The following is a 12,083-nucleotide window of genomic DNA, read 5'->3' as shown; positions in this document are numbered from 1 at the left end:
CCAACTCAGTTACGCGCTTGCTCATGAAGCAGCCGCGCGATCTCTGCCTGGCGCCGATAGGCCGGCGCTTCCACTGCGTTGACGTCACGGCTGTAACGCGCCGCAAAGCCGGCGGTGCCCCACTCCCGGTACTGCTGCACGTGCAGTAACTCGTGAGCCCATAACGCGGCATCTTGTTCGGCCATCTGCGCGGTGCGAAAAACGATGATGTCGATCAGGGTAACCGCCTTGATATCCGGGTTCTGCATCACGTTGCGCGCGGCGCTCAGTTCATCGGTGTCGCCGACCTTGTAGCGCACCGAATCGAGCAGTTCGGCCGTATAGAACGGCAGCAACTGCCGACGGATCTCGGCCGGAATCGGCAGCGCGCCCTCCCGAGCAGCCGATTCGCGCGAGCGCAGTATCCAGCCCTCCAGCGCGGTCGCGGTGATCGCCCCGGCACGTTCCTGCATCGGCCCGAGTACACCATTGGGGTCGGGCACACAGATACAGCCACCCAGGCAGACCTGGGTTTCGCCAGGCGCGCAGGCCAGTACGGGAGCGGCTTGAAAGACAGTCAACAGAACCAGCGCCAAGCCAACTTTCGACATCGGGACTTCTCGATTTCATAAAGAGGCGACCTTGGCGTTAGCCGCCGCGCTTGTCCAGTGCGGCGATCACCTAGCGCTGCCTTTTTGCAGATTGAATGCTCAGCCGCTTGCGTTCACGCCCTCAGCGTAGGACGGCTGTTTGTGGCTGCCTGGCTGAGCATCTCGATCTCGCGGATCTCGAAGTCGCGGCGCAGGTACGTCATGCGCTGCTGGTGAAAGTCGCGCATGTGCGGCAAGGCGCTGTGCACCGCCAAGTGCTCGCGGGACTGCCAAACCTCGAAGAAGATAAACAGCGTGGGGTCCTCGGCGTCGCGCAGCATGTGGTATTCGATGCAGCCGGGCTCGACACGGCTCGGTTCGACGTAGGCGCGAAACAGCTGCTCGAAGGCATGTGCCCGTTCCGGGCGGGTGTGGGCGTGCAGAATGAAACCGTACATGAAAAACCTCCGTAACAGATGTGCTTAAACCCTACAGCAAGTAATTACGCGGGATTCATGCCTTTCAGTCACTAGTGATTTGCCCGCTCGGGCATTTTTCCCTCCCGCGATAGCTCGTAACCTGTCGCCATTCAATCAGTTCCGGGAAATCACCATGAAGAAGATCCTGCTCCTCAATGGCGGCAAGCAGTTCGCTCACTCCGATGGCCGACTCAACCGCACCCTGCACGACACCGCCGCCGCATTCCTTGACCAGGCGGGCGTCGAATTCAAGACCACCGAGATCGATGCCGGTTACGACGTGGCTGACGAAGTGCAGAAATTCCTCTGGGCCGACGTGGTGATTTACCAGATGCCGGGCTGGTGGATGGGCGCACCGTGGATCGTCAAAAAGTACCTCGATGAAGTGTTCACCGAAGGCCACGGCAGCCTGTACGCCAGCGATGGTCGCACTCGCTCCGATGCCTCGCAGAAGTACGGCAGCGGCGGCCTGATTCACGGTAAGCAGTACATGCTCTCACTGACCTGGAACGCCCCGCAGCAAGCCTTTGACGACCCCAGCGACTTCTTCGAAGGCCGAGGCGTGGATGCCGTTTACTTCCCATTCCACAAGGCCCAGCAGTTTCTCGGCATGAGCTCGCTGCCGACCTTCCTGTGCGTCGACGTGATGAAGCGCCCGGATGTTGAACGCGACGTCGCCCGTTATCACCAGCACCTGGCCCGCGTGCTGCACTCAGCGGCCTGATCCTGCGGGGAGGCATGACAAGCGCGCGGAGGCACGGCACTATCGGCTGTTAATCCAAGGCGAAGGACCGTGCCATGACGCTCCCCACTCTCAGCACACCGCGCCTGCTCTTGCAGCCCCTGCAACTGGCAGATGCCGAGCAGATCCAGCCGCTGTTCGCCAACTGGGACGTGGTGCGTTACCTCAACAGCGCCGTGCCGTGGCCCTACCCGGCCGATGGTGCGCTCAGCTACCTGCGCAATGCCGCGCTGCCGGCCATGGCCAGCGGCAGTGAATGGCACTGGACGCTGCGCCCGGCCAACGACGCCGAACGGCTGATCGGCGTGATCAGCCTGATGGATACGCCGGGCAATAACCGCGGCTTCTGGATCGCTCCGGCCTGGCAGCGCCAGGGGCTGATGAGTGAAGCCTGTGCGGCGGTCAATCGCTACTGGTTCGAGGTGCTGCAACGCCTGCTGATGCGTGTGCCCAAGGCCGCTGCCAACATCGCGTCACAGCGGCTTTCCGAACGCGAAGGCATGCGCCTGGTGGAAACCGGCGAGAGTGATTACGTCGCCGGCCGGTTGCCGTCGCAACTGTGGGAAATCAGCCGGGAAGAATGGCTGACCACGCAGCAGACTTGAAGTCCTGCCGCGAGCCTCACATCGGCTGCGCGCGCAATGGCCGGGAAAAACGGTAGGTGGTGACGCAGCACAGCAGCAGGCCGCCGATACCGAGCAGGCCGCCAACAATGCCGACATTGGCTACGCCCAGCTGGCTGCTCACCAGGCTGCCGAGCAAAGCGCCTGCACCGATACCGATATTGAAAATGCCGGAGAACAGAGCCATGGCTACATCGGTGGCATCCGAGGCGAGGTTCAGCACCTTGGCTTGCAGCGTCAGCCCGAAGCACATCATGGCGATGCCCCACACCACGCTCAGCGTCGCCAGATAAGCGTGCTCGCGGGCCACCGGCAGCAGGAACAACATGCACAGGCTCAGCACGCTGATCGCTGCGATCAGGAAACCGCGCGGGTAGCGGGCACTGTAGCGACTGAACAGGATGGAGCCGATGATGCCGGCACAGCCGAACAGCAGCAGCAACACGGTGATCATGTCGCCCGCAATACCGGCAACTTCCAACGCGAACGGCTCGATATAGGTATACGCAGTGAAATGCGCGGTGATCACCAGCGCGGTAAGCACATACACGGTGACCAGCGCCGGGCGCTTGAACAGCACTGGCAGGCTGCGCAGCGAACCGGAGTTCTGGCTCGGCAGCAACGGCAGGTTCTTCATCAGGCACAGCACCACCACGCCTGCCACCACGGCAATGGTGGTGAAGGTGGTGCGCCAGCCCAGCACCTCGCCAATCACCCGGCCCAACGGAATGCCCAGCACCATGGCCAGCGCGCTGCCGGTGGCCAACAGGCCAAGGGCTTGTGCCTGCTTGCCTTCCGGCGCCACGCGGATCGCCAGGGATGCGGTGATCGCCCAGAACAGCGCATGGGCCAGGGCGATGCCGATACGGCTGACCATCAGCACGCTGAAGCTCCAGGCGATCCCCGACAGCACATGGCTGGCGATGAACAGGATGAACACAAAACCGAGCAGCTTGCGCCGCTCGATGTTGCGGGTCAGCAGCATCAGCGGCAGCGATGCCAGCGCCACCACCCACGCATAGATGGTCAGCATCAGGCCGACACTGGCGGTGGTCATGTCGAAGCTCTGGCCGATCTGGCTCAGCAACCCCACTGGCACGAATTCGGTGGTGTTGAAGATGAAGGCGCCCAGCGCCAGGGCGATGACGCTCAGCCAGCTGCCGCTGTGCGTCTGCTCGGGTGTGTTCATTTGGGTAAGTCCATGCATGGGGAACGCTGCCTACAACGGCCTTTCGCCCGCGGCCTGAATGGCAGCGAGCGGCTGTAGAACGCGAACAGAAAAAAGAGAACCCCATACACGACGAACACGCACACGGCAGCTCGCGCTCCAACGCTATAAAAAGCGGGGAGTGGCGATGCGGAGAGCGGAAAATTATAAGTATGAGGATGGCCTGCGGCGGCGATTCTACGCGCGGCCCGGCACCTCGACAATATGCTCCGGAGACCTTCTAGCACGCGACCGACAGCCGGTTGAATGCAGCGTTAGACGCCCTCCATGTGGCGCTCGCCCATCGTAAAAAAACCGTAATTTTTAGCGCTGCCCTCTCCGCGCCCTAACCGCGCGAAGGTAGCATCCGCACAACATCCATTGCGTGAAGCGCCATCCGATGACGGCAAGCCCTGCTTTCCATTTACTGCCCTGCCTGGTCTCCCGTCCATGAAGGCTCTTTTGCATCCCGCCAGGGTCGTCGCACTGGTGTTTCTGCTGGTGATACTGCTGGGCACCGGCCTGCTGATGCTGCCAATTTCCCATGCCGAAGGCATCAGTGCGCCCTGGGTCACTGCCTTCTTTACCGCCGTCTCTGCGGTGTGTGTCACTGGTCTGGTGGTGGTGGACACCGGCACTTACTGGTCGGGGTTCGGCCAGGTGGTGATCCTGATGCTCTTCCAGCTCGGCGGCTTTGGGATGATGACCCTGGCGACGCTGCTCGGCCTGATGGTCAACCGATCGTTTCGGTTGCGCACCAAAATGGTCGCGCAACAGGAGTCGCGCACGCTGGCGATTGGTGATGTAGGCAGCGTGGCCAAGCTGGTGCTGGTGGTCACGCTCGGCATGGAACTGCTGATCACCCTGCTGCTGACCTTGAGATTGCACCTGGCCTACGACCTGCCCCTGACCGAAGCCGCCTGGAGTGGGCTTTTCCACGCGATATCCGCCTTCAATAACGCCGGCTTTTCCATCCACCCGGACAGTTTGATGCGTTACGCCAGCGACGCGCTGATTCTGCTGCCGGTGATGACTGCTATCGTGATCGGCGGCATCGGTTTCCCGGTGCTGCACGACCTGCGCAACCGGCTCCGTGACCCTCGGCACTGGTCGTTGCATACCAAGCTGACCCTCAGCGGCACAGCGGTGCTGCTGCTGTGTGGCTTCGTCGGCCTGCTGCTTTCCGAGTGGTCCAACGCGGCAACGTTCGGGCCAATGAGCGTCGCCGACAAGGTGCTGTCAGCGGCCTTTGCGTCAGTGTCGGCGCGCACCGCAGGCTTCAACTCTATTGATATCGGCGCCCTCACCCATGAAAGCTGGGCGCTGCATTATCTGCTGATGTTCGTCGGTGGCGGCAGCGCCGGCACGGCCGGCGGCGTCAAGGTAGGCACGGTGGCCATTCTGCTGCTGATGGTGATCGCCGAAATTCGTGGCCGTGGTGATACGGAAGCCTTCGGCAGACGCATCTGCGCCGCGGCTCAGCGCCAGGCCATTACCGTGCTGGTGCTGGGCAGCGCGATGGTGGTGATCGGCACGCTGTTCATCCTGCGCACGACTGATATCGCCACCGACAAGGTGATCTTCGAGGTGGTTTCCGCCTTCGGCACGGTCGGCCTGTCCACGGGCATCACCGCTGACCTGCCGGAATCGAGTCAATTGATGTTGACCCTGCTGATGTATGTCGGCCGTGTCGGCATCGTAACCCTTGCGGTTTCCCTGGCCATGGGTGAGCGCCGCATGCCTTATCGCTATCCAGAGGAGCATCCCATTGTCGGCTAAATTCCTGTTTACCGAGCAGTTCGCATTTTCCAAGGGCGACAGCGTGGTGGTAGCCGGCCTCGGTCGCTTCGGCAGCTCGGTTGCCCAGTCGCTGATACGCCTCGGCCACGACGTGATGGGCATCGACCGCGATCCCGAGCCAGTACATCGCTGGGCGGACCTGATCACCCACGCCGTGCAGGCCGACACCACCAACGTGATGGTCCTGCGCCAACTTGGCGTGGCGGATTTTTCCCACGCCATCGTGGGCATTGGTACGGACCTGGCGGCAAGCCTGATGACCATCATGGCGCTGACCGAACTGGGTATTAAGGATATCTGGGTAAAGGCCCTGACCGAGGAGCACGGGCGCATCGCCCAGCGCATCGGCGCTCACCACGTGGTGTATCCCGAATCGGACATGGGCGAACGGGTTGCTCACCTGATCAGTGGCAGAATGATCGACTTCATCGAATTCGATGACGGGTTCGCCATCGCCAAGATCCACGCCCCGCAATCGACGCATAATCGGACGCTGGCCGAATCGGGGATTCGCGAAGTCCATGGCGTGACGGTGGTGGGCCTGAAACGCGCCAATCAAGACTTCCAGCACGCCACGCCGGGTACGCAAATACTGACGGGTGATCTGCTGATCGTGTCCGGGGCAACTCACCTGATCCAGAAGTTCGCCGGGCGTTCGAAAACCCGCTGATCATTGCAGAACGCTGCGCTCAGTCCGGCACTTCCACGCTGATGTGAATCGCGTCATGGCGCCAGTATTCGAGGTCGCAGTCGATCAGGCGGCCGCGCTGGTCGCGGTTGACCCGGATGATGCGCAGCGCGGGGCTGCCGGGCGCCACCTTGAGCGCGGCGGCGGCATCGGCGTGCAGCGCGGTGGGCACCATGTCGAAACGCACGCGGCCGTAGTGCACGTCGTACTCGCTGGCATACAGCTCGGTCAGCGAACGGGTCAGGTCGAAATCGAGGATGCCGGGAAAATAGTCGGGGTTGAGGTAGTGCTCGACATACAGCACCAGCCGCGCGTCGATCCGCCGTGCCCGGCGGATCTGGTACACGCTGGAGAGCGCCGACAAGCCCAGCAACTGGCAGACCTGCGAATGTGCCGGCATCAGTCGCGCACTCAACACCTCGGTGGCCGGCACCCGGCCCTGCTCGGCGACCATGGCGTGAAAGTGGGTGCGCACCAGCGGGTTGTAGGCGACCCGCGCAGGCGAGACGAACCAGCCGCGGCGTTCTTCGCGGTACACCAGGCCCTGCGCCTCCAGTTGCCCCAGCGCCTCACGCAGGGTGATCCGTGTTGTGTCGAACAATTCGCTCAAACGCCGCTCAGCCGGCAACTTCGCACCGGCAGGCAGCAGGCCGTGCTCGATCTGCTCCTGAAGTGCCCGGCAAATAGTGGTGACGGCTCGCGGCGTGTCATCGCGCATCACGCTGATTCCTTTTGGACTAGACCAGCCCCAATACGGGGCATGCAACAGTCATTGCTGACTGCCATCGTCGTTCGCAAGCCTAGGCATGCGCGATGACCAGCAGATGACAGCCTGCTTGCAAGCATGGCGCATGCCAGCCAATTCAGCGGCTTAACCTGGTCTACGCTTGCTGAGCGGAGTGCTGTCACGTGCCTGAAGTCCGCTTGCGGCAACACCGACACAAAATTGTCATCGCTGCCGCCTACATTGGCTTGGGTCTTGCTGATCTAGACCAACCCTCAACGCAAAGGAGTTTCCAATGAAACAACTGCTACTGGCATCGCTGATGGGCAGCGCCATCGCTCTGGCTTCCCACGCCATGGCCGCCGAGACGGATATAAGTGCACTGGAACAGGCCGCACGCAAAGAAGGCGCCGTGAACAGCGTCGGCATGCCGGACAGTTGGGCCAACTGGAAAGACACCTGGCAGGACCTGAGCGACAAGTACGGCCTCAAGCACATGGACACCGACATGAGCTCGGCCCAGGAAATCGCCAAGTTCGCCGCCGAAAAGGACAACGCCAGCGCCGACATCGGTGACGTGGGCGCCGCCTTCGGCCCCATCGCCGTGCAGCAGGGCGTGACCCAGCCTTACAAACCGACCACATGGAGCCAGATTCCGGAGTGGGCCAAGGATGCCGACGGCCACTGGATGCTCGCCTACACCGGCTCCATCGCCTTCATCGTCAACAAGCAGCTGGTCAAGGACACCCCGAAAAGCTGGGCCGACCTGAAAACCGGCAAGTACCGCGTGGCCATCGGCGACGTCAGCGCTGCCGCCCAGGCGGTGAATGGCGTGCTGGCTGCAGCCATCGCCAACGGTGGTGACGAGAAGAACATTCAGCCGGGCCTGGACTACTTCGCCGAAATCGCCGAACAGGGTCGCCTGTCGCTGGCCAACCCGACCATCCAGACCCTGGAAAAAGGCGAAGTGGAAGTCGGCATCGTCTGGGACTTCAACGGCCTTTCCTACCGTGACCAGATCGACCCGAACCGCTTCGAGGTGCTGATCCCGTCTGACGGCTCGGTAATCTCCGGCTACACCACCATCATCAACAAGTACGCCAAGAACCCCAACGCTGCCAAGCTGGCCCGCGAGTACATCCTCAGCGATGCCGGGCAGATCAACCTAGCCAAGGGCAACGCCCGGCCGATCCGTGCCGAGCACCTGACCCTGCCGGCCGAAGTGCAGGCCAAGCTGCTGCCTAACGAGCAATACGCCAAGGTCAAGCCGATCAAGGACGCCGCTGCCTGGGAAGCGACCTCCAAGGCATTGCCGCAGCAGTGGCAGGAAAACGTAATCATCAATATGGAGTGATCGGGCTTAGGGCGGACCGGTTCGCCGGCCGCTCCCCGTCCGCCATGCTGGCTCCCCTTGTTCGACGGCGTACTGCTTCGCGAGTACGCCCTACGACATTGCGAGAGCCAGGATCAACCCTCTCAAACCAGCCTTGTAGGGTGGACGACGCTTTATCCGTTCACCATTTTGATATCCCAGTGGTGGATGAAAGAAGCGTCATCCACCCTATTCCTCCAGGATTACCCATGCCGTCCAAGGTCATCCTCGTTATTCTCGACGGCCTCAATTTCGAGGTCGCCCGGCATGCGCTCGGCCACTTGCAGGCCTATCGCGCCGCTGGCCGTGCTGCGTTTTACAAACTCGAGTGCGAGCTGCCGTCACTGTCGCGGCCGCTCTACGAGTGCATTCTTACCGGCGTGACGCCCATCGATAGCGGCATTGTGCACAACAACGTGGTGCGCCTGAGCACGGAGCGCAGCGTGTTCCACTATGCCCGCGCCGCCGGGCGGAGTACCGCGGCTGCCGCCTACCACTGGATGAGCGAGCTGTATAACCGCGCGCCCTTCGTGGCCGCTCGTGACCGGCATACCCGTGATGTCGAGCTGCCGATCCAGCACGGGCACTTCTACTACGCCGACCACTACCCGGACTCGCACCTGTTCGACGATGCCGAGAGCCTGCGCCTGCAGCACGCGCCGGACTTTCTTCTGGTGCACCCGATGAACATCGATGACGCCGGTCACAAGCACGGCCTCGACAGCAGCCAGTACCGCAATGCGGCGCGAGTCGCTGACATTCTCATCGCCAATTACCTGCAGGGCTGGCTCGACGCGGGCTATCAGGTGCTGGTAACCGCCGACCATGGCATGAACGACGACCGCTCGCACAATGGCCTGCTGCCCGAAGAGCGCGAAGTACCACTGTTCGTGCTGGGTAGCGCCTTCAGCCTCAGCGAATCGGCCACACCCAGGCAGATCGAACTGTGCGGCATCGTTTGCGACTTGCTCGGCGTGCCCCATGACAAACCCTCGTGCCGGGAGCTGCTGCGATGAGCGCCACCCACAAATCCAAGGGCAAATGGCTGGCACTGCTGTGCCTGCTGCCCTTCGCGGTGTTTTTCATCGCCTTCCAGATCGCCCCGCTGGTGTGGGTTGCGCTCAACAGCCTGAACACGCCGGATGGCTGGGGGCTGGGCAATTTCGAGAAGGCGTTTTCCTCCAAGTTCTACATGCAGGCGGTCAAGCACAGCCTGCAGATCGCCTTCTGGTCGAGTGTATTCGGCATGCTCATCGCCCTGATCGGCAGCTACTCGCTGCGCCAGGTGGATTCGAAACTGCGTGACTTCGTGATCGCCTTTTCCAACATGACCAGCAACTTCGCCGGCGTGCCGCTGGCCTTCGCGTTCATCATCCTGCTCGGTTTCAACGGCGCGGTGACTCTGCTGCTGATCCAGGCCGGACTGATCGAGAGCTTCAACCTGTACTCGAAGAACGGCCTGATCGTGCTCTACACCTACTTCCAGATTCCCCTCGGCGTGCTGCTGCTCTACCCCGCCTTCGACGCCCTGCGCCAGGATTGGCGCGAGTCCGCCGCGCTGCTCGGCGCCAGTACCTGGGATTTCTGGCGGCACATCGGCCTGCCGGTGCTGACCCCGGCGCTGCTCGGCACCTTCGTCATCCTGCTGGCCAATGCCTTGGGCGCCTACGCCACGGTGTATTACCTGACCACCGGCAACTTCAACGTCCTGCCGATCCGCATCGCCGCGATGATTTCCGGGGACATTTCTCTCGATCCGAACATGGCCAGCGCCCTGGCGATGATCCTGGTCGGCCTGATGGCGGCGATCACCCTGGTCCATCAGCTGTTGTTGCGGAGGAGCTACCATGTCCCGCGCTGATGCGAGCACCGCTAGCCTTTACCACCGCGTGGTGGTCTGGCTGCTGTTCCTGATTCTGCTGTTGCCGCTGGCCGGTACTCTGCTCTACTCGCTGTCCACCAGTTGGTCGGCGACCATCCTGCCGGACGGCCTGACGTTCAAGTGGTACCTGGAGCTGTGGGGCGAGCCGCGCTTTCTCAAGGCGTTCGGCCAGTCGCTGCTGGTCTGCTTCGGCGCCCTGGCGTTGTCGGTGGTGCTGATCCTGCCGCTGCTGTTCGTGGTGCACTACCACTTTCCCAAACTCGACGCGGTGATGAACGTGCTGATCCTGCTGCCGTTCGCCGTGCCGCCGGTGGTCTCCGCCGTGGGTCTGCTGCAGCTGTATGGCTCCGGCCCGCTGGCCATGGTGGGTACACCGTGGATCCTGATCGGCTGCTACTTCACCATCGCCCTGCCCTTCATGTACCGCGCGATCACCAACAACCTGCAGGCGATCAACCTTCGCGACCTGATGGACGCCGCCCACCTGCTCGGCGCTAGCACCTGGAAGGCCGCCTTTCTGGTGGTGCTGCCCAACCTGCGCAAGGGCCTGATGGTGTCGCTGTTCTTGTCCTTCAGTTTTCTGTTCGGCGAATTCGTGTTCGCCAACCTGCTGGTCGGCACACGCTACGAAACCCTGCAGGTGTACCTCAACAACATGAAGAACAGCAGTGGCCACTTCAACAGCGCCCTGGTGATCTCCTACTTCTTTTTCGTCCTGGTGTTCACCTGGGCGGCCAATCGACTGAACAGGGACAAGGCATGAGCTTCCTGAGCATCCAGAACCTGCACAAGAACTACGGCAGCACCTCGATCTTCAGCGACATCAACGCCGAGATCCAGCAGGGCGAATTCGTCACCCTGCTGGGCCCGTCGGGCTGCGGCAAATCCACCCTGCTGCGCTGTATCGCCGGCCTTACCGAGGTCAATGGCGGCAGGATCCTGCTCGGTAGCGAAGACCTAGTGCCCCTGGCGCCACAGAAGCGCGGCATCGGCATGGTGTTCCAGAGCTATGCGCTGTTTCCCAACATGACCGCCGCGCAGAACGTCGCCTTTGGCCTGCGCATGCAGAAGATCAACAAGGGCGAATCCGCCCAGCGCGTGCAGGAAGCGCTGGCCATGGTCGAGCTCGGCGACTTCGCCAGCCGCTACCCGCATCAGCTGTCCGGCGGCCAGTGCCAGCGCGTCGCCCTGGCCCGCTCGCTGGTCACCCGCCCGCGCCTGCTGCTGCTCGACGAGCCGCTGTCGGCGCTCGACGCGCGCATCCGCAAACACCTGCGCGAGCAGATCCGCAGCATCCAGCAGGAACTCGGCCTGACGACGATTTTCGTCACCCACGATCAGGAAGAGGCCCTGGTGATGAGCGACCGCATCTTCCTGATGAATGCCGGGCGCATCGTCCAGAGCGGCGACGCGGAAACCCTCTATACCGCGCCTGCCAATGCCTTCGCGGCCGGCTTCATCGGCAACTACAACCTGCTCGACGCCGCCACCGCCAGCCGCCTGCTCGGCTACCCGGTAAGCAGCCAGGTGGCCATCCGCCCGGAAGCCATCGTGCTTGGCCAGGGCCCGATCAGCGCAATCATTCGCAGCCATAGCCTGCTCGGTAATATCATCCGCTACCGGGTGGATGCCGGCGGTGTGGAACTGCTGGTCGACGTGCTCAACCGCAGCGCCGACGACCTGCACGCCAACGGCCACTCGATCTCACTGGATATCGCGGCGAGCGCCGTAAAAGAGGTGGGATAGGGTCCGTTCACCTTTCAGCACAAGCCGCGTTGCAGCGAGAACTTTCACCCGGTTAGGCGCAAGACGCAGGCAATAGCTGAACCAGCTCCCTCATCGTGTCACGGCAGCGGGTGAAACTTCCCGCGCAACCCCTTGGGACGGGCCTATTTTTTCGCGATACTGCGTTTCTCGCTGACTCATTTGGCCCACCAAACTTCGCAGCTCGCGCCTTGCCTCGCAAAAAAATGGGCACCGGCGCGGTCGTACTGAAA

13 protein-coding genes are annotated in these 12,083 nt (G+C 62.3%); 9 read left to right on the top strand and 4 right to left on the bottom strand.

Going from position 1 to position 12,083, the window contains the following annotated elements; genetic code table 11:
• Positions 1–5: 5 nt before the first annotated feature.
• Together BLS60_RS03700 and BLS60_RS03695 are read right to left on the bottom strand one after the other, a co-directional pair.
• Entirely contained in the window at positions 6–590 is a 585-nt protein-coding gene (locus BLS60_RS03700; protein WP_092364770.1) for an eCIS core domain-containing protein, read from the bottom strand.
• A 113-nt stretch (positions 591–703) separates the two neighbouring features.
• Positions 704–1,027 (bottom strand): putative quinol monooxygenase, encoded by a 324-nt coding sequence (locus tag BLS60_RS03695; protein ID WP_092364767.1) that lies wholly within the window; start codon positions 1,025–1,027, stop codon positions 704–706.
• A 154-nt stretch (positions 1,028–1,181) separates the two neighbouring features.
• Here BLS60_RS03695 and mdaB point away from each other — a divergent pair, with 154 nt between their 5' ends.
• Together mdaB and BLS60_RS03685 are read left to right on the top strand one after the other, a co-directional pair.
• Positions 1,182–1,772, top strand: a complete 591-nt coding sequence (gene mdaB, locus BLS60_RS03690; RefSeq protein ID WP_092364764.1) for an NADPH:quinone oxidoreductase MdaB — start codon at positions 1,182–1,184, stop codon at positions 1,770–1,772.
• A 74-nt stretch (positions 1,773–1,846) separates the two neighbouring features.
• Positions 1,847–2,395, top strand: coding sequence for a GNAT family N-acetyltransferase (locus BLS60_RS03685; RefSeq protein ID WP_092364761.1), 549 nt, complete (start codon positions 1,847–1,849; stop codon positions 2,393–2,395).
• A 16-nt stretch (positions 2,396–2,411) separates the two neighbouring features.
• Here the strand turns inward: BLS60_RS03685 and BLS60_RS03680 are convergent, their stop codons facing one another.
• Positions 2,412–3,602 (bottom strand): sugar transporter, encoded by a 1,191-nt coding sequence (locus tag BLS60_RS03680; RefSeq protein WP_070881493.1) that lies wholly within the window; start codon positions 3,600–3,602, stop codon positions 2,412–2,414.
• A gap of 468 nt (positions 3,603–4,070) precedes the next feature.
• Here BLS60_RS03680 and BLS60_RS03675 point away from each other — a divergent pair, with 468 nt between their 5' ends.
• On the top strand, positions 4,071–5,399 hold the full coding sequence (locus BLS60_RS03675) for a TrkH family potassium uptake protein (protein WP_092364758.1): 1,329 nt from the start codon (positions 4,071–4,073) through the stop codon (positions 5,397–5,399).
• Entirely contained in the window at positions 5,389–6,090 is a 702-nt protein-coding gene (locus BLS60_RS03670; RefSeq protein ID WP_070881495.1) for a potassium channel family protein, read from the top strand. The genes BLS60_RS03675 and BLS60_RS03670 overlap by 11 nt, the downstream gene beginning before the upstream one ends.
• Positions 6,091–6,109: 19 nt before the next feature.
• Here the strand turns inward: BLS60_RS03670 and BLS60_RS03665 are convergent, their stop codons facing one another.
• Positions 6,110–6,826 carry a UTRA domain-containing protein gene (locus BLS60_RS03665; RefSeq protein WP_070881496.1) on the bottom strand — a complete coding sequence of 239 codons (717 nt, stop codon included), beginning with the start codon at positions 6,824–6,826 and terminating at the stop codon, positions 6,110–6,112.
• A 301-nt stretch (positions 6,827–7,127) separates the two neighbouring features.
• On the opposite strand from BLS60_RS03665, the gene BLS60_RS03660 reads away from it, so the two are divergent.
• The 5 genes from BLS60_RS03660 to BLS60_RS03640 all read left to right on the top strand — a co-directional run bounded on the left by BLS60_RS03660 (position 7,128) and on the right by BLS60_RS03640 (position 11,832).
• Positions 7,128–8,186: an ABC transporter substrate-binding protein gene (locus BLS60_RS03660; RefSeq protein WP_092364755.1), complete on the top strand. Its 1,059-nt coding sequence runs from the start codon at positions 7,128–7,130 to the stop codon at positions 8,184–8,186.
• A 227-nt stretch (positions 8,187–8,413) separates the two neighbouring features.
• Positions 8,414–9,220, top strand: coding sequence for an alkaline phosphatase family protein (locus tag BLS60_RS03655; RefSeq protein ID WP_092364752.1), 807 nt, complete (start codon positions 8,414–8,416; stop codon positions 9,218–9,220).
• Positions 9,217–10,065: an ABC transporter permease gene (locus BLS60_RS03650; protein WP_092364749.1), complete on the top strand. Its 849-nt coding sequence runs from the start codon at positions 9,217–9,219 to the stop codon at positions 10,063–10,065. Before BLS60_RS03655 ends, BLS60_RS03650 begins: the two co-directional genes overlap by 4 nt.
• A complete protein-coding gene (locus BLS60_RS03645; protein ID WP_092364746.1) occupies positions 10,052–10,849 on the top strand; it encodes an ABC transporter permease in 798 nt (265 codons plus the stop codon). Before BLS60_RS03650 ends, BLS60_RS03645 begins: the two co-directional genes overlap by 14 nt.
• Positions 10,846–11,832: an ABC transporter ATP-binding protein gene (locus BLS60_RS03640; protein WP_092364743.1), complete on the top strand. Its 987-nt coding sequence runs from the start codon at positions 10,846–10,848 to the stop codon at positions 11,830–11,832. The genes BLS60_RS03645 and BLS60_RS03640 overlap by 4 nt, the downstream gene beginning before the upstream one ends.
• The last annotated feature ends 251 nt before the right edge of the window (positions 11,833–12,083 follow it).

This window comes from Phytopseudomonas seleniipraecipitans (genome assembly GCF_900102335.1).
In the GTDB taxonomy this organism is placed as follows: Bacteria; Pseudomonadota; Gammaproteobacteria; order Pseudomonadales; family Pseudomonadaceae; genus Aquipseudomonas; species Aquipseudomonas seleniipraecipitans.
This window is presented reverse-complemented; position numbering and strand designations above follow the sequence as displayed.